Genomic DNA, 20119 nt, shown 5'->3' with positions numbered 1-20119 from the left:
ATCCCACACGCCTGTCAGCCCGACCGGCCGCGGCGCGACCCGGAGGGCATGAGCGCCGACGAACGCCCCACCTGCCGCGCCACCGTCCGCGGCGACACCGTCACCCTGAACCGCTGGGTCCCCGCGATGACGGCGCGCGGCCCCGAGCGCGCCGGCCTGCGCCGCGTCCGCGCTGCGCTGGCCGACCTGCACAAGGACGGGGACGAGCTCATCGTCGTCCCGGTCCGAGGCGTCCCGTGGACCGACCGGGCCGGGCGCGCCCTCGTCGCGTGGGCGCGCCTCGTCGGCTACCGGCGCGTCTGGCTCCCCGGGGAGGTCGTGACGTTCGACGACGAGCCCGCGGCGATCGGCCCGGTCGCCGTCCGCTGCCCCGGCTGCGGCGCGGCCTGGCAGGACGAGGGCGTCACGTTCTGGGAGCACGTGCGCGCCACCGGGTGGTTCCCCGGCCAGTGCCTCGCCTGCGGCGGCTCGCTGCCGGAGTGGACGCCGGTCCCCGCACGGCAGGCGCGCACCGCGCCGCACCGGCTTGCGACCTGATGTGGCCATGAGCCACACCACGCAGCACGCCGTCCGGGGCGCGGGTGGCGTCACGCCGGTATGGCATCGTCCCCGGCCATGCCACCGCTCGAGTTCACGACGACCCTCGAGCCGCGCGGCCCCGCCGCCGCGGTGCTGCTCGACGAGGCGCAGGTCGCCGAGGTGGGGGAGGGCGCGAAGGCCTTCCCGGTGCGGGCCACGATCAACGGCTTCACCTGGGCCGGGCGCGTGGCGCGGATGCGCGGCGAGAACATGCTCGGCCTGACGAAGGCGACGCGCACCGCCGCCGGGGTCGAGCCGGGCGACGAGGTGACCGTGCGGATCGAGCTCGACACCGCGCCGCGCGAGGTCGAGGTGCCCAGCGAGCTGGCGACCGCGCTCGACGCCGATCCTGCGCTGCGCGCCCGCTTCGACGCGCTCGCCTTCACCCACCGCAAGGAGTTCGTCCGCTGGGTGCAGGAGGCCAAGCGCGAGGAGACGCGCGCGACCCGCATCGCCAAGACCGTCGACATGGTCCGCGAGGGGCAGACCCGCAACTGACGACGGCCGGCGGACGACCGCCGGCCGCTACTCCGGCGCGAGCGCCTCGAGCACGTCGAGGTCCGGCGTCGGACGCCCCTGCACCGACACCGGCTGGATGCAGACGTGCGTCGCGCCCGCGTCGTGGTCCTCGGCGATGCGCGCGCGGATGGTGTCCGCGTCGCCCCACACGATGAGGTCGTCGACGAACGCCGGGTCCTTGGCCTCGATCTGCTCCTCGGTGTAGCCGAGGCGCTGCCAGTTGTTGCGGTAGTTCGGGAGCGCGCCGTAGCGGTCGATCTGCGGCGCCGCCGCGGCGCGGGCCGCGGTCTCGTCGGTCGTGAGGATGACCTTCTGCTCGACGCACAGCAGCTTGTCGGGGCCGAGGATCTCGCGGGCCTGGCGGGTGTGCGCCGGCGTCGTGAAGTACGGGTGCGCGCCGGCGGTCCGCTCCCCGGCGAGCGCGAGCATCTTCGGGCCGAGCGCGGCGAGGACGACGGGGGGCGGCTCGGCGGCCTCGGGGCCGGTGTAGGGCGACTGCTCCATCGCGTCGAGGTAGCCGCGCATCGCCGTCAGGGGCTTGTCGTAGGACAGGCCGCGCACCCCCTCCACCAGCGGCCGGTGGGAGACGCCGATCCCGTTGATGAACCGGCCGCCGCTCTGCTCCGCGAGCGTGTGGGCGGCCTGCTTCATCGCCCCCGGGTGGCGGTTGTAGAGGTTCGCGATGCCGCTCGCCAGCAGCAACGTGCTCGTCGCGCCCGCGAGGTGGCCGAGGTGCACGAGCGGGTCGCGGCCGACGGTCTCCGGATGCCACAGGGCCGAGTAGCCGAGCGCCTCGATCCGGCGGGCGAACTCCACCGCGTCCGGGGCGGCGAGCGCGTCGGTGAAGGTCCACACGCCCACGGGGCGCAGTCGGTCGGCGAGCGTCGTCATGACGCCCGAGGCTAGCGCCCGGCCGCCCGCGCGCGCCCCGGACGGCGCGCGGCGCTACAGCTCGACGAGGGCGCGGTTGCGGCGCGGGACCTCGGGCGCCGGGATCTCGGCGAGGCCGAACCACAGGAGCGTCTCGCGGAGGTCGAGCCCGAGGCGGCGGAAGGTCTCGCGCACGCCGATCGCGCTGATCACGACGGCGACGAGGCCGAGGATGAGGGCGGTGAGGACCATGCCGGGGAGTTCGCCGCGGCGCCCTGCGACCCTCCCCGTGCACGGCGGCTCCCAGACACGGGCGCGGCGACAGGCCGGGCTCAGCGCCACCCGGCGCGCAGCACGCGCAGGGCGTTCGCCGAGCAGATCCGCTCCGCGACGTCGTCGCCGTACCGGGCCGCGAGCGCCGCCGACAGCTCCCGCATGCGGCCCATGTGCTCGAGCCCGGCGAGCATCGGCTTGATGTAGCCGTCGAGGTCGGAGCCGAGGGCGGCGTGGTCGTGCCCGCCCGTCACCCGGGCGACCCGGTCGATGTGCCTTCCCATCGCCTCGACGGTCTGGTCGATCGACGTCGTCCGGCCGCGGACGATGCCGTCGCCGACGTAGTGGTCGCAGAAGATGACGCCGAGGGCGCCGCCGCGCTCGGCGACGCGGGCGATCGTGTCGTCCGTGAGGTTGTAGTCGAGGTGCCCGAACCGGCAGGCCATGTGCGAGGCGATGACCGGCACCGTCCGCTCGGGGTCGAGCTCGTCGAGCAGCGCGAACGTGTCCCGCAGCGACGCCCGGCTCATGTGCGTGATGTCGACGGTGATGCGCTCGCGGACCATCGCGCGCACGAGCGCCTCGCCGAGGTCGGTCAGCCCGACGTCGTGCGGCTGGCGGAAGACGACGTGGTAGAGCCAGTCCGGCATGAACGGGAGGGCCGGCGCGTTCGTCGCGACCCCGCGGAAGATGAGGTGCGCCACGGTGAGCGCCACGATGCCGCGCTCGGCCAGCCGGGTCGTGTTGCGGTCGATCGCCGCCGGGTCCTCGCCGACGTGGAAGCCGCCCTCGACGGTGTGCAGCAGGGCGAGCGTCCCCTCCTGCAGCGCGGCGTCGAGCTCCGCGAGCGAGTGGGCGACGACCGCCTGCCCGAGATGGTGCTCGGCGATGCGCTGCTCGACGACGTCGATGTGACGCTCGAGCGTCGCGAAGTACGTCGGGTCCGGCGGCTCCCCGCGGCGCCACTTCGTCAGGTCCCACTCGTCGAACGGCGAGTAGAGCGCCGAGCAGCAGACGGCGACGTCGCCCTCGAGCATCCGCTCGACGGTGACGCCCGGCCCCGAGGTCACCGTCTGGTAGTTGGCGACGCGGCTCGCCGCCCGCACGAGCATCATGTTCGCCCGGTCCCGCCAGCGGTCCCCGCGGTCGCCCCGGGTGAGCAGGGCGAGCGGGTCGCCGGGCGCCTCCGGGAGGAGGTGCATCGGGTAGTGGGCGTGGAGATCGACGACCTTCATGTCACTTCGGCGTCTGCCGCGCGAGCGCGGCGAGCACCGGGCGGCGCTCGTACTCCGCCTTGCCGCCGCTCCCTTCGTTCACATCCACGTCCACGCCTCGGCCCCCTCAGATCGTTGGCGCGGAACCTACCGTCCCGAGGATCGTCGCCGCCAGGTCTGCGGCCTCGTCGAGCAGGCGACGGGGCCGAGGCCCCGGGTCTGGCTACTTCCGCTTGATCTGGAGCGTGACGGTCGCCGACTGCGTGATCCCGCCGCCGCCGGCCGTGATGGTCAGCGTGTAGGAGCCGACCTTCGTGGTGGTGGAGGCCGCGACGCCGAAGGTCGCCGACCCGCTGCCGCCCGCGAGCGTCGTGGGGGACCCGGTGATCGTCACGCCCTGCGGCGCCCCGCTGATCGAGACCGTGGTGCTCGAGGCGTAGCCGTTGGCCGGCGTGACGGTCGCCGTGTACGACGTCGACCCGCCCCGCACGATCGACCGGCTCGTCGGGGATGCCGTCAGCGAGAACGTCGGCGCGGGCGGGGGCGGCGGCGTCGTGCTGCCGGTGCCGGCGCCGTTCGGCGAGCCGACACCCGTCGGGCCGTCGTAGCCGGCGAGGCCGGTGCAGAAGTACGCGAACGTGCAGCCGCTCGTCGAGTTCGTGCCGCCGCTCACGTCGAAGAAGTCGGCGCCGTGCGTGTACGCGTACTGGCCGTACGTCGGCGCGGCGGCGGTACCGGCGCGGCCGCCGGCGAGGGCGTCGACCGCTGCGACGATCGGCGACGCGACGCTCGTGCCGCCGAAGACGAACCAGTTCGCCCCGTTCGACGAGCCGTAGCTGTCGTAGACCGCGACGCCGGTCGCCGGGTCGGCGACGGCGGAGACGTCGGCGACCATCCGCTTGGGGCAGCTCGGGTCGGTCTGCCACGCGGGCTTGGAGACGTACGCCGAGCAGCCGCTGCCGGCGCCGGTCCACGCGCTCTCCGACCAGCCACGGGTGACGGCGGTGTTGCGCACGAGCCTCGTCCCGCCCACGGCGGTGACGTACTGCGAGGAGGCCGGGAACTCGACCGTGCTGCCGGTGTTCCCGCCGTACCCGCTGTCACCGGAGCTCACGGTGATGTCGATGCCCGGGTGCTTGTAGTACGCCGTCTCGTAGCTCGGCGCGTAGCTGCCGTCGTTGCCGCCGTAGCTGTTGGAGACCGCGATGACGCCCGGGGAGCCCGCGGCGGTGTTCACCGCGGCGCCGAGGTCGCCGAGGCTCGACGAGTTCGCCTCGACGACGAGGATCCGGCAGGCCGGGCAGATCGCCGAGACCATGTCGACGTCGAGCGACGTCTCCTGCGCCCAGCCGGTGTCCGCGGCGGGGTAGCTCCCCTGCACGCCGTTCTGGTTGACCTTCTTGAAGCAGCCGTTCGTCGTCGTGCAGGCGGCCAGGCCGAACTGCGCGCGGTAGACGCCGAGGTCCGCCTCGAGGTTCGGCGCGTCGTAGGCGTCGACGATTGCGACGGTCGGGGTGCCGCTCGCCGGCGCGGCCGGGAGCTTGTAGGCGCTGACGAGGTCGGCCGGCGCGTAGCCCGACTGGTAGCTCGTCGAGGCCAGCGGCGTGAGGTCGGCGTTCGTGACGACCTCCGCGTGGCAGCTCGCGAAGTGGACGTTCGCCGGGCCGCAGACGCGCTTGTGGCTCGTGCCCGGCGTCGCGAGGGCGGGCGCCGCGGAGAGGCTCGTCGCGACGGCGACGGCCAGCGCGGCCAGGAGGGGACGGTGGTTTCGCACCGGCGGAATGTACTCCCGTCCCGGGCGCCCGACGACGGGCGGACACATGTCCGAGGCCCGTCGCACCGGAAACGCGTCAGATCCGGCGGCGCGTCACTCGTCCCGGTGCCCGGATCCGCCGATCGCCGACTCCGTCCCGCCGATCCGCAGCCGCAGCTCCCGCTTGAGGAGCTTGCCCGAGGGGTTCTTCGGCAGCTCGTCGACGACGTGCACCGCCTTCGGCACCTTCAGGCCCGACAGCCGCTCCTTCGCGAACGCGATGAGCTCGTCGGGATCGGCCGCGTCGCTCAGGACGACGACCGCGGTGATCGCCTCGATCCAGCGCTCGTGGGGGACGCCGATGACCGCGACCTCGGCGACGGCGGGGTGCGCGTAGAGGGCGTCCTCGACCTCACGCGACGCGACGAGCACCCCGCCGGTGTTGATGACGTCCTTGATGCGGTCGACGACGAAGAGGTATCCCTCCTCGTCGGCGCGCACGAGATCACCCGACCGGAACCAGCCGTCGACGAACGCCTCCGCCGTGGCCTCGGGCTTGCCCCAGTACCCGACGCAGAGCTGCGGCGAGCGGTAGACGACCTCGCCGAGCTCCCCGGGGGCGACGTCCTGCATCGCGTCGTCGACGACCCGCGTCTCGACGAAGAGGACCGCGCGACCGACCGAGTCCGGCCGCGCCTCGTGCTCCTCGGGACGCAGGACGGTCGCGAGCGGGCCGATCTCGGACTGGCCGAAGCAGTTGTAGAAGCCGACCTCCGGGAGCGCGGCGCGGAGCTTCTGCAGGACGGGCACCGGCATGATCGAGGCGCCGTAGTAGGCCTTCGCCAGCCCGTCGAGCGCGCCCGCGGCAACGCCCGGGTGCTGGGAGACGCCGACCCAGACCGTCGGCGGGAAGAACAGCGAGGTGACGCCGTCGCGCGGCACCCGCTCCATGATGTCGCCGAGGTCGGGGGCCTCGACGATGTGGTTCGCCGCCCCGACCGCGAGGCCGGGGATGACGAACACGTGCATCTGCGCCGAGTGGTAGAGCGGCAGCGCGTGGAGCAGGACGTCCGCGCGATCGATGTCGCAGGCGGCGATGACGGATGCGTAGTGGTGCACGAGCGCGCGGTGGGTGAGCATCGCGCCCTTGGGCCGCGAGGTCGTGCCCGAGGTGTAGAGGAGCTGCACGAGGTCCTCGTCGCGCACGCCGTCCTCCACGTGCACCGGCGCCGAGGCGTCGCGCGCCCACGCGAGGACGTCGTCGCGCAGCACGGCCCGGCGCAGGCCGCCCACGGCGTCCCCGAGCGCGTCGACGGCCTCGTCGAGGGCCGGGTCGACGAACGCGACCTTCGGCTCCGACTGCGTGAGCAGGTAGGTGAGCTCGTCGCCGCGCGCGTTGAAGTTCACCGGGACGTGCACGAGCCCGGCCCGCGCGCACGCGAGGTAGAGCACGACGTAGGCGTCCGAGTTCTTCCCGAAGGCCGCGACGCGATCACCGGACTCCAGGCCGAGGCCGAGCAGCCGCCCGGCGACGCGGCCCACGGCGGCGTCGAGCTCGGCGTACGTCCAGCGCCGGTCCGAGAACGTCAGCGCGAGCCGCTCGGGGTCGCGGCGGGCGCTGCGCTCGAGGATGCGACCGACGGTGCTCGACGGGGCGGGGACGACGGCGGGGTCGGCGGCGGGCACGGCAGGGGCTCCTCGGACGGGGGGCGTGGACCCGGCCAGCCTACGTGAGGGACGTCACACAAGGGTCAAGGGGCGTGCGGAGACGCCGATAAGTGTCACGTGATGGCCGCGCCCGAGACCGAGGACGACCGCCGGCGCCTCGAGGCGATCGGTCGCCTCGGCGTGCTCGATCGCGCGGGCGACCCCGGTCTCACCGCGCTCGCGCGCGTCGGCTCGTACGTCACCGGCGCCGCCTCGGTCGGTGTGCACATCCTCGACGACCACCTCCAGCACCGGGTCGCGGGGGAGAACGCGCCGCTCGGCAACCACCCGCGCGAGGACTCCCTCTGCCGCCTCGTCGTCGAGGGCGAGCAGCGCATCATCTGCCGGGACGCCACCCTGGAGCCCCTCTTCGCCTACTCGTCCTTCGTCCACCCGCCCGCGCCGCTGCGCTTCTACGCGTCGGTGCCGCTCCGGACCGCCGCCGGCGACGTCATCGGGACGCTCTGCGCGTGGGACGAGCAGCCCCGGGAGATCTCCGAGGAGCAGGTCGCGCGCTTCGAGGACCTCGCCGAGCAGGTCGTCTCCCAGATCGAGCTGAAGCGGATCGCCGCCGACCTCGGGCACGCCGCCTCGCACGACCCGCTCACCGGCGCCGTGAACCGGCTCGTCCTCTCCGACCGCCTCGCCCAGGCCTTCGCGCGGCAGCTGCGCAGCCAGGGCGACGTGCTCGTCGCCGTCGCGGACGTCGACGGGTTCAAGGGCGTGAACGACACCCACGGCCACGACGCCGGGGACCTCGTGCTGCAGGAGGTCGTCCGCCGGCTGCTCGGCGCGACCCGCGTGCAGGACACCGTCGCCCGGCTGGGCGGCGACGAGTTCGCCGTCGTCGCCGAGGCCCTCCCGGGCACCGTGTCCGTCCCCGACCTCGCCCGGCGCCTCGAGCTCGCGCTCGACTGGCCGTACGAGGTCGACGGCCGGGTCCTCGACGTCGGCGTGACCGTCGGCGTCGCCGTCACCGAGGCGGGGGACGACGTGCGCTCCGCCCTCGCCCGCGCGGACCGCGCGATGTACGCGCGTAAGCGCGAGCGCGCCACGACGCGCCGCTCCGGAACGCGCTGAGCACGTCCGGGCCGCCCGCCGCCGGCGGGACGCCCCGTCGCCCTCGCCGTACGATCAGCGCATGGCCGACCCCGTGCGCGTGGACAAGTGGCTGTGGGCCGCGCGCCTGTGCAAGACGCGCGCGCTCGCGGCGGAGGCGGTGAGCGGCGGCCGCGTGTCGATCAACGGCGTGCGCGTGAAGCCGAGCAAGGAGGTCCGGGCCGGAGACGAGCTCGAGGTCTCGCTCGGCCCCGTGCGCGTGACGCTCACCGTGAAGGACACCGCGAAGCGCCGCGGGCCGGCGAAGGAGGCCGTCCTGCTCTACGAGGAGCACCCGGACTCGGTCGCGCGGCGCGAGGCGTTCGCCGCCCAGCGCGCGATGGACCGCCCGCCCGTCCCCGGGCGCGGCGGGCGCCCGACGAAGCGCGACCGCCGGAAGTTCGAGGCCGAGCGCGCCGCGCAACGCGAGAGATGAACCCGTGATCCGGCGGGTGGGCCCGCCGGATCACGCCGGATGCCTCCGGGTCAGGCGGTCCGGGCCGCCTTCAGCGCGGTGCGGAAGGCCTTGTTCGCGGCCCTGACGGCCTGCCGGTAGGTGCGGCGGGCGGTGCGGAACTTCTCGTTTGCCGCATGGATCGCGGCGTTGCGGGTGTGGCGGGCCGCCTTGACGTCGGCGCGGCGCTGTGGCTGCGTCTCGGCCTTGGCCGTCTTGACGCTCGTGCGGAACGCGGTGCGCGCGGCGGTGACCTCGCTGCGGCGGGTCTGGCGCGCGGCCTTCAGCGTCGCGCGGGCGTCGCGGATCGCGGCGGCACGGGTCGTGCAGGCCGACACGGCGGCGGACCTGCCCGCGGCCGAGAGCTTCGGGGACGCGTTGACGCGTGCGACGCACTTGGCGCCGGTCGGCTTGGCCGGCGCCGAGGTGGATGCGACGGCGGGGACGACGACGCCGGCGGTGGTGGTGGTGGCCATGACCGTGAGGGCCAGCAGGATCTTGCGCATCGGGTGGACTCCTTGGTGGGGGTGCACCGCCAGCATGCGACCCGTCCGCCCCGCGCGGAGGCTCCGGCGCCCGGATTCTCATGGACTCTCACGAACGCTGCCACCATGGGCGCCGGTGTGGTTCTCGTCGGACAACCTCGTGCTCACGGTCGCGCAGTCGGCGTGCGTGCTGCTCCCGGCCGCCGGCCTGCCGCGCTGGGCGGCCCGCTTCCGCACCGGGGCGTGGGCCCTCGTCCTGCCGCTGTCGATCGCCGTCGTCATCGGGGCGATCACGCTCATCCCGTCGACGGCGGACGTCCTGACCTGGGTGGCGCTCGTCCTCGTCCCGATCGGCTGCGCCCTCGCGCTCGGCTGGGCCGGCCACCGGGCCCGGTGGCCGGCCGCGGCGCTCGCCGCCCCGCTGCTCGCCGTCGCCTGGGCGACGCCGCACACGAAGTGGGGGCAGGGGGCGACGGCGATCCTCATCGCCGGGTCCGCCGTCACCGCGGGGCGGCTCGTCGCGGGCGTCGCGCCGCTGACGCTCCTGAAGGTCGCGGTCGTCGCGATGGCGATGCTCGACTCGATCCTCGTCTTCTCGAACAACCTGCAGCCGGCCAACGACGTCCTCGTCGCCGCCTCGCCCGGCTCCGGGCTGCCGCAGCTGCAGTCGGCCTCGTTCGGCTTCGCGGGACTCGGCTACGGCGACTTCTTCGCCGCCGCGGTCGTCGGTGGGATCCTCGCCGCCGAGCGCCGGGCCCAGTGGCTCGCGGCGCCGGTCCTCGTCCTGCTGTCGCTCGCGTGGGACCAGCTCTTCCTCTACTACGACACGCTGCCGGCGACCGTGCCCCCCGCGGTCGTCGTTCTCGGCTGCGCCGCGCTCGACGGCCGGCGCGCGCGGCGGCGGGAGGCAGGCGACGGCTCCGCGCCCGCAGTTGAACGCGGCAGTACAACCGCACCCCTTCCCGGGGCGACCGCTGGGTAGGGTGCGCAGCATGAGCCTGACCGAGCGCCTCACGAACCCCGCCCGCCGCGTCTCGATCGAGGCGCGCTCGCTCGCCGCCCTCGCCAGGCGCGGCGCCGTCGGCATCGAGTCGCCGGACAAGATGGTCGCCATCGCCCGTGCGATGCACGCCTACGGGCCGTTCGGCGCGGCGCCGAAGATCGCGGCCCTCCGCCACGGCGGGCACGCGGCCGTCGCCGACGAGTGGGGGCAGATCACCTACGACGAGCTCGAGGAGCAGGTCAACCGCCTGACGAACGCCTGGATCGCCGACGGCCTCGGGCCCGGCGCGACGATCGGCATCCTCTGCCGCAACCACCGTGCGCCGCTCGTCACCTCGTTCGCGGCCTCCCGGCTCGGCGCGAGCGCCGTGTGGCTCAACACCGCCTTCTCGGCCCGGCAGGTGACCGAGGTCGCCGAGCGCGAGGGCGTCGACTTCCTCGTCTACGACCACGACTTCGAGGAGGCGGTGTCGGGGATCGATCCCTCGCACGGCAAGGTCGCGACGGCCACCGAGGACGTGGCGGACGACGCGCTGCGCAAGCTCATCGCCGGCGGCGACCCGTCGCCGACCCGCGCGCCGGACAAGCCGGGCCGGATCGTCCTGCTGACCTCGGGCACGACGGGCACGCCGAAGGGCGCCCCGCGGTCGGAGCCGAAGTCGCTCGCCATCCCGGGCGCGCTGCTCGACCGCATGCCCATGCAGGCGGAGGAGGCCACGGTCATCGCGCCGCCCCTCTTCCACGGCACCGGCCTCGTGATCGCGATGCTCGCCATCAGCCTCGGCTCGACGCTCGTCCTGCGGCGCAAGTTCGAGGCCGGGCAGTTCCTCGACGACCTCGCCGAGCACCAGGCGACCGGCGCGTGCGTCGTCCCGATCATGCTCCAGCGCGTCCTCGCCCTCGGGGAGGAGGAGGTCCGCAAGCGCGACCTCTCGCACCTGCGCGTCGTCTTCTGCGCCGGATCGCAGCTGCCGGCCGAGGTCGCGACGAAGGCGTCGGGCCTCCTCGGCGACGTGATCTACAACCTCTACGGCTCGACCGAGGTGTCGGTCGCGACCCTCGCGACGCCGGAGGACATCCGCATCGCGCCCTCGTCGGTCGGCAAGCCCGCGCTCGGGTCGCGCATCAAGATCCTCGACGAGGCCGGCAAGGAGCTGCCGCAAGGGGAGACCGGGCGCATCTTCGTCGGCACGACGTCGCCCTTCGAGGGCTACACGGGCGGCGGTCACAAGGACGTCATCGACGGCCTCATGTCGACCGGTGACGTGGGGCACTTCGACGAGAACGGCCGCCTGTTCATCGACGGCCGCGACGACGAGATGATCGTGTCCGGCGGCGAGAACGTCTTCCCGCGCGAGGTCGAGGAGCTCCTCGTCACGCACGAGGCGATCAGCGACGCCGCCGCGATCGGGGTCGACGACCCGGAGTTCGGCAAGCGCCTGCGCGCGTTCGTCGTGCTCACCGAGGGCAAGAAGGTCTCCGCGGAGGAGGTCCAGGCGTTCGTGAAGGACAACCTCGCCCGCTACAAGTCGCCGCGCGAGGTCATCTTCATGGACGACCTGCCGCGCAACCCGACCGGCAAGATCCTCAAGCGCGAGCTCGCCGAGATCGAGGCCGAATCCCCGTCCTGAGGGAGGCCGCCGCCAGGCTCACGCGTGACGGCGACGCGCGGATCCGGTCCGACGCCCGGGCCGCCCGGATCGCGCGCGTCGTCGGCGTCGTCTTCGTCCTCGCGTCGCTGCCGAAGTTCCTCGCCTACGGCTGGGAGCTCGACAACTTCCGGCGCTTCGGGCTGCCCGCGGCGCCGGTGTGGGTCATCGCCGCGGGCGTGCTCGAGCTCGCCGGCGGGGTGCTGCTCGCGCGCCGCACGCTCATCGTGCCGTGCGCGCTGCTCCTCGCCGTGACGATGGTGGTCGCCGTCGCCGTCTCCGGGATCGCCCAGGGGGACGTCATCCCGTCGCTGACCGTCGCGCCGGCGCTGCTCGCGGCGCTGCTGTGGCTGCTCGGCCGCGCCACCCGCGCCCCCGGCGGCGCCGAGCGCGCCCCCGGCGGCCCCGAGCGCGCCCCCAGCGGCGCCGAGACCCGATAAGAGCCCAACTGGGGGACGAAGATCGGGTCTCGGCCCCGGTGGGGGGTCAGAGCCCGGCCGGATGCCGGACGGTGTAGCCCGCCGACGAGCGGCTCGCGTGCGTCCAGCGGCTGCCGCCCGGGCCGTGCGCCGACGTGTCGAAGCGGCGCCCGTCGATCGTCATGTAGGCGTGTCCGCCGTTGGCGTAGATCGTCACGTGGCGGCCGGGGCCGGGCTCGCCGTACCCCATGAGATCGCCGGAGGCCAGCGGGCGGTCCAGCAGGCCCGCGCCGTGCAGGACGTAGGAGACCGAGCCGGAGCAGTCGTATCCGCTCGCCTGGAAGGAGCCGTGGCCGCCGCCCCAGACGTAGGGCAGCGTCGCGATGCGGTTGCCCGCCTTGACCATCCGGCGCACGAGCACCGCGTCGTGATGCCGCGCGGCGGTCCGGGCGACCGCGGCGCGATGGCGCTCGAGCTGGTGGACCTGGAGCTTCCCGGCGGTCCGCAGCTCGTCGACGAGCCTGGCCGCGAGGCTCGGCGCGGGGCCCGGCGTGAGCGCGAGCAGCGCCTCCTGACCGGGCAGGCCGCCGAGGGCGGGCGCGGCCGGACGGTGCGGCTGTGCGTGCGCGGCGGCGGGAAGGCCGAGGGCGGTGGCGGCGACGAGCGTCGCCGCGCGCAGCCCGCGCGCGGGTGTGGTCGGGACAGACATATGACTCGCTTTCGTTCGGGCGCCTACGAGGTGAGCTGACGGGCTCGCGGGGCATCGGGCCTCGCTACACCGGAGAACTCCGGCGATTCGCCCCAGGCGGCCACGGAAGACGGGCCGCCGAGTGGGTCCCCCGTTCACCGGCCCGGGGGGCTCGGTGACTCGGCGCTACTGGGACAACGTAGTCCACGAACGCCGTCCGGTTACGTGGCGAGACCGATGCAAGCGGTCGTGCAGCACGGTCCGTCCGCCCCGGTTCAAGGCGGGTGGGCGACCGCCGATGACCGGGTGGATCGACCTTGCGCAGCCCGGTTCTCGACCCCAGCCAAGCCCCGCTGCCGCTTCGCGGCCACGCGATCGACCTCGTCGTCGCCGGGGGCTGGCGGCTCCCCGTCCGCGTCGGTGAGGCCACCGTCGCGGGGGACGTCGAGCTCGAGCCGCTCGCGCACGGCGCCGGGATGCCCGGCGGCGTGCTGCGGTGCCCGGCGGCGCTCGAGTGGCGCAGCGCCCGCGGCCTCGTCCGCCGGGAGGGGGAGCTGACGCTCCGCGACGGGCGCCTCGTGCTCGTCGCCGCCGACGAGGCGGTGATCATGCAGCGCCGCAACTTCGCCCGCGTCCGCTGCGCCGTCCGCGTCGCGGTCGTGGGGATGGGGGCCGGCGAGGAGCTCATCACCCGCACCGTCGACCTCAGCGTCGGCGGCATGCTCGTCGAGCACGCCGCGCTCCTCACCATCGAGGAGCGCGTGCGCTTCTCGATCCTGCTGCCCGACCACGGCGAGCTCCAGGGCGAGGGCGAGATCGTCCGCGCGACCCCGTTCGGCCACCGCGCCGTCCAGTTCGACCCGATGCCCCGCAGCGACGAGCAGCGGCTCGCCCGCTACGTCATGGCGCAGGAGCGCGAAGGGCGCTCCTCCGCCGCCTACGCCTGAGCCGCGCTCGCGTCTACGCCTCCGCCCCGAGCGCCTCGAGCGCCGACCGCACGTCCGGCAGCCCCGTCACCCGGCCGTCGTGGTCGAGGAGGAGGAAGCGGTCCAGCCGCCGCAGGAACGCCCGGTCGTGCGAGACCGCGACGACCGTCCCGGCGAAGCCGTCGAGCGCCTGCTCGAGCGCCTCGCAGGACTCGACGTCGAGGTTGTCGGTCGGCTCGTCGAGCAGCAGGAGGTTGTGGCCCTCGAGCTCGAGACAGAGGATCTCGAGCCGTGCCCGCTGCCCGCCCGAAAGCGTCTCGACCTTCCGCGCCGCGGCGTCCTGCAGCCGGTAGCGGGCCAGGCCGCGCATCGCGGTCTCATACGCGCCGGTCCGCTCCTCCACGATGTCGGCGAGCGTGCGGCCCGCGAAGTCCTCACGCCGGTTGAGCTGCGTGAAGAGGCCGGGGGAGACCCGGGGGCCGAGCACGACGCGCCCGTCCGCCGGCGCCTCGCCGCCACCGAGCAGCCCCATGACGTGGGTCTTCCCCGAGCCGTTCGGCCCGATGAGCCCGACGCGCTCGCCGAAGTGGATCTCGTCGCTGAACGGCCGGACGAGCCCGTCGATCGTGACCTTGTCGAGCGTCACGACCTTGCGCGCCGAGTCGCCGCCGACCAGCCGCACGTTGATGACCTGCTCGGTGACCGGCGCCGGCGGCGGGCCCTCGGCCACGAACCGCTTGTGGCGCGTCTCGAAGGCGCTCGCGCGCTTGGCGAGGTCCGGCGAGTAGCGCGCGCGCTCCTTGAAGATCCGCACGAGCTCGCGCAGCCGCTTCTCCTCCTCGTTCCACTGCGCGAGCGCGTCGCCGAAGCGCTTCTGGCGCTTCGCCCGCGCCTCGGCGTACGTCGCGTACGAGCCGTCGTGCACCCACGCGCCGCCCGCCTCGAGCGTCACGATCGTGTCGGTCGCCGCCGCGAGCAGCTCGCGGTCGTGGCTGATGAGGAGGATCGTCTTCCTCGTCGCGCGCAGGGCGCCCTCGAGCCAGCGCTTCGCCGGGATGTCGAGGAAGTTGTCCGGCTCGTCGAGCAGCAGGATCGGCGCGTCCGAGGTGAGCAGCAGCTCGAGGACGAGCCGCTTGCGCTCGCCGCCGGACAGCGTCACCGCCGGCCGGTCTCCGATCTCGCTCAGCCCGGCGCGGGCGATCCGCCGGCAGACGGCGTCCCAGCGCCCCTCGAGCTCGTAGCCGCCGAGGTCCGACCACTCGCCGATGAGCTCGCCGAGGCGGACGCCGGCGTCCTCGTCACCGGCCGCGAGATCGCGCTCGCAGGCGAGCAGGGCGAGGCCGGCGCGGCGCGTGCGCGGCGGGGCGCCCATGAGCAGCAGCTCGCGGATCGTCCCCTCGCCGGTGCCGACGTCCTGGGGCATCGCGAGGATCCGCCCGCCGGCCGAGACGTCGCCGGCGCCGGACTCGAGCTCACCCGAGAGGATCCGCAGGAGCGTCGACTTCCCGACGCCGTTGGCCCCGACGAGCCCGGCGTGCCTGCCCGCCCCGAGCTTGAACGTCACGTCGTGGAAGAGGGCGTCGCCACCGGGGTGCGCGTAGCTGAGATCGGTGACGTGGAGGTGGGCCATGAACTGTTATTGTCCCGCTCTCGCCGGTCCCAGCGGATGTGGTGAAATTGGTATACACGCAGCGTTCAGGTCGCTGTGGGGGCAACCCCGTGGAGGTTCGAGTCCTCTCATCCGCATCGCACGACGAAGGCCCCGGGTCCCGGGGCCTTCGTCGTTCTCAGGGCGTGGACGCGGTCCGGCGTCAGGCGGCGGCGCGCGCCGGCTCGCGCACCGGCACGACGCGCGGGACCGGCCGCGCACGGCCCGGGATCAGGAAGCTCGCGAGGACCCCGACGACGAGCGCGCCGAGGCAGAGCGCGAACGCGAGCGTGTAGCCGTGGGCGCTCGGCTTGCCGTCGATGAGACCGCTCGAGAGGAAGGACGCCGCGACCTGGCCGCCGAGGGCGCCGCCGAGCGTCCGCATGACGGTGTTCATCCCGGTCGCCACGCCGGTCTGCTCCTGGCGGACGTTCGCGACGATGAGGTTCGCGAGGGCCGCGAAGGCGAGACCGATGCCGATGCCGAGCAGGAGCGAGGAGAGGTAGATCTCCCAGCGCTCGGAGCGCGCGACGACGAGGATCAGGAACGAGAGGGAGGCGAAGATCGCCCCGGCGAGCAGCGGCGGCTTGGAGCCGAAGCGGTGCTCGAGGCGGCCGGCGAACTGCCCGACCGTCACCATCGCAACGGTCGAGGGCAGGAGGAAGAGGCCCGAGGCGACGATCGTGACGCCGAAGCCGTAGCCCGTCGTCAGCGGCTCCTGGACGTACTGCGGGATGAGGATGAACGCCGAGTACATCCCGACGCCGAGCAGGAAGGCGACGGTGTTCGTCGTCCACACGCCGCGGATCCGCATCATGCCCATGTCGACGAGCGGCTCCGGTGAGCGCAGCTCGTTGCGGACCCAGCCGATGAGCAGCACGGTGCCGTAGGCGACCATGCCCCACACCGTCGGCGACGTCCAGCCGCGGGTCGTCGTCTGGCTGATCGCGACGAGCACGATGACCAGGCCGGCCGACATGAGGAACGCCGAGACCCAGTCGACCTTCCCCGGGACCTTCACCGGGGACTCCGGCACGTACCTCCACGTCGCCACCGTCGCGGCGACGATGAAGACGAGCGGGATCCAGAAGAGGTAGTGGTAGTTCAGGTGCTCGACGATGAGCCCGGCGAAGATGACGCCGGCGCCGCCGCCGATGCCCAGGAGGGAGGACATGAGGCCGATGCCGCCGGCGACCTTCTCTTTGGGGAACTCGTCGCGGATGATCCCGAAGGCGAGGGGGAAGATGCCGCCGCCGGCGCCCTGGATCGCGCGTCCTGCGAGCAGCGGGGGCATCGACGTCGCGACGGCCGACAGCAGCGTGCCGGCGGCGAGCATCGCGAGCGTGATGACGAGGACCCGCTCCTTGCCGTACATGTCGCCGAGGCGGCCGATGATCGGCGTGCCGACCGAGGCGCTGAGGAGGTAGGCGGTGAGGATCCAGCTCGCGGAGTTCTCGGAGGCGTGGAGCGACTTCTGGAACTCCGGCAGGGCGGGGAGGACGAGCGACTGCAGGAGCGAGTACGACACCGCGCCGGCCGCGAGGATCCAGAACGTGACGTTGTAGTGCTGCCGGGCGGGTTCGGGCAGGGCGGAATGCATGTTCCGGGCTACCATGCCGGAATGAAAGTTCCGCACGAGGTGGCCTGGGCCGACCTGGATGCGTCGTCGAAGCGCGAGCGGTTGCTCGCGGCCGCCCGCGAGCTGTTCTCCCGCGAGGGGCTCGGGGCCTCCATGCCGGCGCTCGCGGCGGCGGCGGGTGCCGGGGTGGGGTCGGTCTACCGCCAGTTCGCCGACAAGGACGACCTCGTCGCCGCGCTCGTCGTCCAGCGCCTCACGGAGGTGGGCGAGACGATCCGCGCCGTCCCCGCGACCGGCGACGGCTTCGCCGACCTGACCGCGATGATCTGGGCGGTCATCGACGCGAAGGACGGCTGCGACGAGATCATGATCGAGGCGATCGCCGTCACCGGCTCGCGCCGGGACGTCATCGACGCCCGCGCGCTCGTCGCCCACGCGATGGACGACGTCATGGATCGCGCCCGCGTCCAGGGCACGCTGCGGCCCGACGCCGAGGTCCAGGATCTCCGGCTCCTGTTCACCGCCGTCCGGGCCGCCGAGGCCCATGCGACGGGCGGGGGGCGGCGCATCGCCCTGCTCCTCATCGACGGCCTGCGCGCAGGGCTCGAACGAGAATCGGCGTAAACGTCCGATCCGGGGCTAGGGTAGAGGTATGCCCCGCGTCCTCACCCAGGCCATGGTCACGACCGAACTCGCGACGGTGGCCGATCGTCTCGCGGACGCGAAGATCACGGGTCCGGCGCGTCTGGCCCTGCTGCGCCGCCAGGCCGAGCTCGGTGACCTGCGTGACGCGCTGAAGGACCGCGCGCGCGCCCGGGCCTCGTAGTCCGGGACGCCCGCCGTCGCGTGAGCGAGATCAAGCCCCAGGTCTACGGCGACCCGCGGCCCCCGGAGTCGATGGCGCCGTTCCACGCCTGGGCACGCACCCGCGAGCCCGGCTGGACGTACACGCTCGTCCGCATCCTCCTGACCCCGGTCGCCATCGGGCTCTACCGGACGCGCGCGGTCGGCCGCCGCAACGTGCCCGCGACCGGCGCGATGATCCTCGCGCCGAACCACTTCTCGAACATGGACCACTTCTTCTGCGGCGTGTACCTGCGCCGCCGGATCCGGTTCATGGCGAAGTCCCAGTTCTTCGGGAACAACCCGGTCATCAGCTACCTCTTCCGCGTCGCCGGGCACTTCCCGGTCCGCCGCGGCCACAACGACGAGGAGGCGTTCGCGACCGCCCACTCGATCCTCGCCCGCGGTGGCTGCGTCGGCATGTACGCCGAGGGCGGCCGCTCACGGACCGGCGGGCTCGGCGAGCCGCGGCCCGGCATCGGGCGTCTCGCGCTGCAGTCCGGCGCGCCGGTCGTGCCCGTCGCCATCCACGGGTCGAGCGCGGTCCGCCAGTGGCGGCGGCTGCGCTTCCCGCCCATCACGGTGAGCTACGGGGAGCCGCTGGTCCTCGAGCGGGTCGCCGAGCCGACGCGGGAGCAGTCCCTCGCCGCGGCGGAGACGATCTTCGCCCGGGTCCGCGAGCAGTACGCCGCGATCCAGCGGCCGTGACGGTCCAGAACTAGGTAGTAAATCGACGAAGGCCGGAGTACCGTCGCGGGCATGCCCAGATCCGCTGACCGTGTCCTCGAGATCGGCGGGCGTCGCCTGCCGTTCCTCCGCTGGTCGTTCGTGCGCATGCTCGTCGGGATCGGCAGGCTCACGAAGGAGTGGCAGGTGGGCGACGGCCGCGAGGCGGCGCTGGCCGACTACGTCGAGGCGAACGCTAGGCCCGGCGACCTCGACGACGCCATCCGGGTCGTCGACGAGTTCTGCTACCGGCACAGCTTCATGATGAACGTGGGGGACGAGAAGGGCGAGATCCTCGACCGGGCGATCGCGCGCGCGAAGCCCGAGCTCGTCCTCGAGCTCGGCACGTACTGCGGCTACAGCGGCCTGCGCATGGTGCGCGCCATGCCCGCCGGCTGCCGCCTCGTCTCCGTCGAGTTCAACCCCGACAACGCTGCGATCGCCCGCCGCGTCTGGGCTCACGCCGGCGTCGCGGACCGGGCGACCGTCGTCGTCGGGACGCTCGGTGACGGCGGGAGGACCGCCGCCGCGCTCGAGGCCGAGCACGGCGTGACGCCGGGGTCCGTCGGCGCCGTCTTCATCGACCACGCCAAGGACGCCTACGTCCCGGACCTCGAGCTCATCATCGCCCGGGACTGGCTGCGGGACGGCGCCGTCGTCGTCGCCGACAACATCAAGTTCCCGGGCGCGCCCGACTACCTCGAGCTCATGCGGGCCGCCGAAGGCCACGCGTGGCGGACGACCGAGCACGCGACGCACGCCGAATACCAGACGCTCATCAAGGACCTCGTCCTCGAGTCGGAGTACCACCCGGGCGACGCCTGACCGGTCCGGGACGACGACGATCGGCCCCGGGGGCACCGGCGCGCGAGGTCAGCGCTCGCGCTGCTCGTTGCGCGCCATCGCGTCCAGGAGCGCCCCGACGAGAAACACGACCGAGCAGATGTAGATCGCCACGATGAGCAGGAACGCGACCGCGAAGCTCCCGAAGATCGAGTCGTACGACGCGATGTGCGTCGCGTAGAAGACGTAGCCGCTGACGACGACGAGCCAGCCGGCGACGATCACCACCGAGCCTGTGCCCACCCAGCGGAACGGATGCCGGGCGCTCGGAGCAAGGCGCAGCGTGAAGCCCACCGCGAGCATGAGCAGGCAGGCGGCCAGGACGTAGCGGGCGGCCCCGAGCGCCACCCCGCCACCCACGATGCCGCCGCCGATGACCGTGACGACGAGCGCGACGATGGTCAGGGCGCCGACGAGCGCCGCCAGGAGCACCGAGACCGCGTAGCGAAGGCCAGGCCGCCCGAGACCCAGAAGCCCTGCTTGCGGGCGAGGACCTTGCGCACGGCCGAGTCGACGAGGGCGTAGGCCTCGTGGGACGCGTGTCGCTGGATCTCCGGCGCGAGGTGCGCGGTCCACAGCGACTCGGCGTTCAGCAGTCCGAGGAGCGCGAGGGTGAAGCTCGCGAAGGGGAGGATCGAGCTGACCACCTGGTAGGCGATCGCGCTCGCGTACGTGAGCAGCCGGTGCCGGGCGAACCCCTCGATCACGTCCCGGACGGCGTGACCGGCCCACGTCATGCGGGTCCGCACCGTGTCGGCGGTCCGCACGCCGTCAGGCGCCGCGCCGCGCGGGGAGACGCCGCTGGACACGCGATCAGGCCCGGCGATCGGCTGCCATGGGGTGG

Annotated in this window: 23 protein-coding genes, 1 tRNA gene and 1 riboswitch; of the genes, 13 read left to right on the top strand and 11 right to left on the bottom strand. The window is 73.6% G+C overall.

Annotated features, from left to right (window positions below):
* Nucleotides 1–48 precede the first annotated feature (48 nt).
* Together NBH00_RS17910 and NBH00_RS17905 are read left to right on the top strand one after the other, a co-directional pair.
* Complete coding sequence (locus tag NBH00_RS17910; protein ID WP_254569958.1) at nucleotides 49–537, top strand: hypothetical protein; 489 nt, start codon at nucleotides 49–51, stop codon at nucleotides 535–537.
* 78 nt (nucleotides 538–615) lie between these two features.
* A complete protein-coding gene (locus tag NBH00_RS17905) occupies nucleotides 616–1077 on the top strand; it encodes a YdeI/OmpD-associated family protein (protein WP_254569957.1) in 462 nt (153 codons plus the stop codon).
* 27 nt (nucleotides 1078–1104) lie between these two features.
* Here the strand turns inward: NBH00_RS17905 and NBH00_RS17900 are convergent, their stop codons facing one another.
* From NBH00_RS17900 to NBH00_RS17880, 5 genes are all read right to left on the bottom strand, one after another.
* Nucleotides 1105–1989: a TIGR03620 family F420-dependent LLM class oxidoreductase gene (locus NBH00_RS17900; RefSeq protein ID WP_254569956.1), complete on the bottom strand. Its 885-nt coding sequence runs from the start codon at nucleotides 1987–1989 to the stop codon at nucleotides 1105–1107.
* A gap of 54 nt (nucleotides 1990–2043) precedes the next feature.
* Nucleotides 2044–2220, bottom strand: a complete 177-nt coding sequence (locus NBH00_RS17895) for a hypothetical protein (RefSeq protein WP_254569955.1) — start codon at nucleotides 2218–2220, stop codon at nucleotides 2044–2046.
* An 80-nt stretch (nucleotides 2221–2300) separates the two neighbouring features.
* Nucleotides 2301–3476 carry a dipeptidase gene (locus NBH00_RS17890; RefSeq protein ID WP_254569954.1) on the bottom strand — a complete coding sequence of 392 codons (1176 nt, stop codon included), beginning with the start codon at nucleotides 3474–3476 and terminating at the stop codon, nucleotides 2301–2303.
* Nucleotides 3477–3678: 202 nt separating this feature from the next.
* Nucleotides 3679–5229 carry a S53 family peptidase gene (locus NBH00_RS17885; protein ID WP_254569953.1) on the bottom strand — a complete coding sequence of 517 codons (1551 nt, stop codon included), beginning with the start codon at nucleotides 5227–5229 and terminating at the stop codon, nucleotides 3679–3681.
* Nucleotides 5230–5322: 93 nt separating this feature from the next.
* A complete protein-coding gene (locus tag NBH00_RS17880) occupies nucleotides 5323–6894 on the bottom strand; it encodes a fatty acyl-CoA synthetase (RefSeq protein WP_254569952.1) in 1572 nt (523 codons plus the stop codon).
* A 102-nt stretch (nucleotides 6895–6996) separates the two neighbouring features.
* Between NBH00_RS17880 and NBH00_RS17875 the strand changes: the two genes are divergently transcribed.
* Both NBH00_RS17875 and NBH00_RS17870 read left to right on the top strand, forming a co-directional pair.
* Nucleotides 6997–7995 (top strand): sensor domain-containing diguanylate cyclase, encoded by a 999-nt coding sequence (locus NBH00_RS17875; protein WP_254569951.1) that lies wholly within the window; start codon nucleotides 6997–6999, stop codon nucleotides 7993–7995.
* Between the two features lie 61 nt (nucleotides 7996–8056).
* Nucleotides 8057–8449, top strand: a complete 393-nt coding sequence (locus NBH00_RS17870; RefSeq protein ID WP_254569950.1) for an RNA-binding S4 domain-containing protein — start codon at nucleotides 8057–8059, stop codon at nucleotides 8447–8449.
* A gap of 50 nt (nucleotides 8450–8499) precedes the next feature.
* Here NBH00_RS17870 and NBH00_RS17865 read toward each other — a convergent pair whose 3' ends face one another.
* Complete coding sequence (locus NBH00_RS17865; RefSeq protein WP_254569949.1) at nucleotides 8500–8973, bottom strand: hypothetical protein; 474 nt, start codon at nucleotides 8971–8973, stop codon at nucleotides 8500–8502.
* A 115-nt stretch (nucleotides 8974–9088) separates the two neighbouring features.
* Between NBH00_RS17865 and NBH00_RS17860 the strand changes: the two genes are divergently transcribed.
* From NBH00_RS17860 to NBH00_RS17850, 3 genes are read left to right on the top strand one after another with little or no spacing between them, the layout of a single operon-like run.
* The gene (locus NBH00_RS17860) at nucleotides 9089–9934 is read left to right on the top strand and encodes a hypothetical protein (protein ID WP_254569948.1); all 846 of its coding nucleotides are present in this window, start codon (nucleotides 9089–9091) and stop codon (nucleotides 9932–9934) included.
* A 10-nt stretch (nucleotides 9935–9944) separates the two neighbouring features.
* Nucleotides 9945–11585: an AMP-binding protein gene (locus NBH00_RS17855; RefSeq protein ID WP_254569947.1), complete on the top strand. Its 1641-nt coding sequence runs from the start codon at nucleotides 9945–9947 to the stop codon at nucleotides 11583–11585.
* Nucleotides 11573–12043: a DoxX family protein gene (locus NBH00_RS17850; RefSeq protein WP_367401343.1), complete on the top strand. Its 471-nt coding sequence runs from the start codon at nucleotides 11573–11575 to the stop codon at nucleotides 12041–12043. The genes NBH00_RS17855 and NBH00_RS17850 overlap by 13 nt, the downstream gene beginning before the upstream one ends.
* A 46-nt stretch (nucleotides 12044–12089) precedes the next feature.
* Here the strand turns inward: NBH00_RS17850 and NBH00_RS17845 are convergent, their stop codons facing one another.
* Nucleotides 12090–12731, bottom strand: coding sequence for a C40 family peptidase (locus NBH00_RS17845; RefSeq protein WP_254569946.1), 642 nt, complete (start codon nucleotides 12729–12731; stop codon nucleotides 12090–12092).
* Between the two features lie 5 nt (nucleotides 12732–12736).
* A riboswitch (cyclic di-AMP (ydaO/yuaA leader) is annotated at nucleotides 12737–12906 on the bottom strand.
* A 121-nt stretch (nucleotides 12907–13027) separates the two neighbouring features.
* Between NBH00_RS17845 and NBH00_RS17840 the strand changes: the two genes are divergently transcribed.
* A complete protein-coding gene (locus NBH00_RS17840) occupies nucleotides 13028–13657 on the top strand; it encodes a PilZ domain-containing protein (RefSeq protein ID WP_254569945.1) in 630 nt (209 codons plus the stop codon).
* Nucleotides 13658–13670: 13 nt separating this feature from the next.
* Here the strand turns inward: NBH00_RS17840 and NBH00_RS17835 are convergent, their stop codons facing one another.
* A complete protein-coding gene (locus NBH00_RS17835; protein WP_254569944.1) occupies nucleotides 13671–15266 on the bottom strand; it encodes an ABC-F family ATP-binding cassette domain-containing protein in 1596 nt (531 codons plus the stop codon).
* 32 nt (nucleotides 15267–15298) lie between these two features.
* On the opposite strand from NBH00_RS17835, the gene NBH00_RS17830 reads away from it, so the two are divergent.
* A tRNA-Leu gene (locus NBH00_RS17830) sits at nucleotides 15299–15382 on the top strand.
* Nucleotides 15383–15447: 65 nt separating this feature from the next.
* Here NBH00_RS17830 and NBH00_RS17825 read toward each other — a convergent pair.
* A complete protein-coding gene (locus NBH00_RS17825; RefSeq protein WP_254569943.1) occupies nucleotides 15448–16884 on the bottom strand; it encodes an MFS transporter in 1437 nt (478 codons plus the stop codon).
* Between the two features lie 21 nt (nucleotides 16885–16905).
* On the opposite strand from NBH00_RS17825, the gene NBH00_RS17820 reads away from it, so the two are divergent.
* Genes NBH00_RS17820 through NBH00_RS17805 form a run of 4 tightly spaced genes read left to right on the top strand, consistent with a single transcriptional unit; the run spans nucleotide 16906 to nucleotide 19257 of the window.
* Entirely contained in the window at nucleotides 16906–17487 is a 582-nt protein-coding gene (locus NBH00_RS17820) for a TetR/AcrR family transcriptional regulator (protein ID WP_254569942.1), read from the top strand.
* A gap of 28 nt (nucleotides 17488–17515) precedes the next feature.
* On the top strand, nucleotides 17516–17689 hold the full coding sequence (locus tag NBH00_RS17815) for a hypothetical protein (RefSeq protein WP_254569941.1): 174 nt from the start codon (nucleotides 17516–17518) through the stop codon (nucleotides 17687–17689).
* A gap of 20 nt (nucleotides 17690–17709) precedes the next feature.
* The gene (locus tag NBH00_RS17810; RefSeq protein ID WP_254569940.1) at nucleotides 17710–18414 is read left to right on the top strand and encodes a lysophospholipid acyltransferase family protein; all 705 of its coding nucleotides are present in this window, start codon (nucleotides 17710–17712) and stop codon (nucleotides 18412–18414) included.
* A 51-nt stretch (nucleotides 18415–18465) separates the two neighbouring features.
* Nucleotides 18466–19257 (top strand): O-methyltransferase, encoded by a 792-nt coding sequence (locus tag NBH00_RS17805; RefSeq protein ID WP_254569939.1) that lies wholly within the window; start codon nucleotides 18466–18468, stop codon nucleotides 19255–19257.
* A gap of 48 nt (nucleotides 19258–19305) precedes the next feature.
* Here the strand turns inward: NBH00_RS17805 and NBH00_RS17800 are convergent, their stop codons facing one another.
* Complete coding sequence (locus NBH00_RS17800; RefSeq protein ID WP_254569938.1) at nucleotides 19306–19707, bottom strand: YhjD/YihY/BrkB family envelope integrity protein; 402 nt, start codon at nucleotides 19705–19707, stop codon at nucleotides 19306–19308.
* Complete coding sequence (locus NBH00_RS17795) at nucleotides 19677–20084, bottom strand: hypothetical protein (protein ID WP_254569937.1); 408 nt, start codon at nucleotides 20082–20084, stop codon at nucleotides 19677–19679. The genes NBH00_RS17800 and NBH00_RS17795 overlap by 31 nt, the downstream gene beginning before the upstream one ends.
* Between the last annotated feature and the right edge of the window lie 35 nt (nucleotides 20085–20119).

It is taken from the genome of Paraconexibacter antarcticus, from assembly GCF_024220175.1.
Taxonomy (GTDB): domain Bacteria; phylum Actinomycetota; class Thermoleophilia; order Solirubrobacterales; family Solirubrobacteraceae; genus Paraconexibacter; species Paraconexibacter antarcticus.
Note: the sequence above shows the minus strand (reverse complement) of the source record. Positions and strands in the feature narration are given on the sequence as shown.

What these genes read in the sequence shown, in the direction of transcription:
- NBH00_RS17910 (WP_254569958.1), top strand. Translation starts at nt 49, where the DNA reads ATGAGCGCCGACGAACGCCCCACCTGCCGCGCCACCGTCCGCGGCGAC.
- NBH00_RS17905 (WP_254569957.1), top strand. Translation starts at nt 616, where the DNA reads ATGCCACCGCTCGAGTTCACGACGACCCTCGAGCCGCGCGGCCCCGCC.
- NBH00_RS17900 (WP_254569956.1), bottom strand. Translation starts at nt 1,989, where the DNA reads ATGACGACGCTCGCCGACCGACTGCGCCCCGTGGGCGTGTGGACCTTC.
- NBH00_RS17895 (WP_254569955.1), bottom strand. Translation starts at nt 2,220, where the DNA reads ATGGTCCTCACCGCCCTCATCCTCGGCCTCGTCGCCGTCGTGATCAGC.
- NBH00_RS17890 (WP_254569954.1), bottom strand. Translation starts at nt 3,476, where the DNA reads ATGAAGGTCGTCGATCTCCACGCCCACTACCCGATGCACCTCCTCCCG.
- NBH00_RS17875 (WP_254569951.1), top strand. Translation starts at nt 6,997, where the DNA reads ATGGCCGCGCCCGAGACCGAGGACGACCGCCGGCGCCTCGAGGCGATC.
- NBH00_RS17870 (WP_254569950.1), top strand. Translation starts at nt 8,057, where the DNA reads ATGGCCGACCCCGTGCGCGTGGACAAGTGGCTGTGGGCCGCGCGCCTG.
- NBH00_RS17865 (WP_254569949.1), bottom strand. Translation starts at nt 8,973, where the DNA reads ATGCGCAAGATCCTGCTGGCCCTCACGGTCATGGCCACCACCACCACC.
- NBH00_RS17855 (WP_254569947.1), top strand. Translation starts at nt 9,945, where the DNA reads ATGAGCCTGACCGAGCGCCTCACGAACCCCGCCCGCCGCGTCTCGATC.
- NBH00_RS17845 (WP_254569946.1), bottom strand. Translation starts at nt 12,731, where the DNA reads ATGTCTGTCCCGACCACACCCGCGCGCGGGCTGCGCGCGGCGACGCTC.
- NBH00_RS17835 (WP_254569944.1), bottom strand. Translation starts at nt 15,266, where the DNA reads ATGGCCCACCTCCACGTCACCGATCTCAGCTACGCGCACCCCGGTGGC.
- NBH00_RS17825 (WP_254569943.1), bottom strand. Translation starts at nt 16,884, where the DNA reads ATGCATTCCGCCCTGCCCGAACCCGCCCGGCAGCACTACAACGTCACG.
- NBH00_RS17820 (WP_254569942.1), top strand. Translation starts at nt 16,906, where the DNA reads ATGAAAGTTCCGCACGAGGTGGCCTGGGCCGACCTGGATGCGTCGTCG.
- NBH00_RS17815 (WP_254569941.1), top strand. Translation starts at nt 17,516, where the DNA reads ATGCCCCGCGTCCTCACCCAGGCCATGGTCACGACCGAACTCGCGACG.
- NBH00_RS17805 (WP_254569939.1), top strand. Translation starts at nt 18,466, where the DNA reads ATGCCCAGATCCGCTGACCGTGTCCTCGAGATCGGCGGGCGTCGCCTG.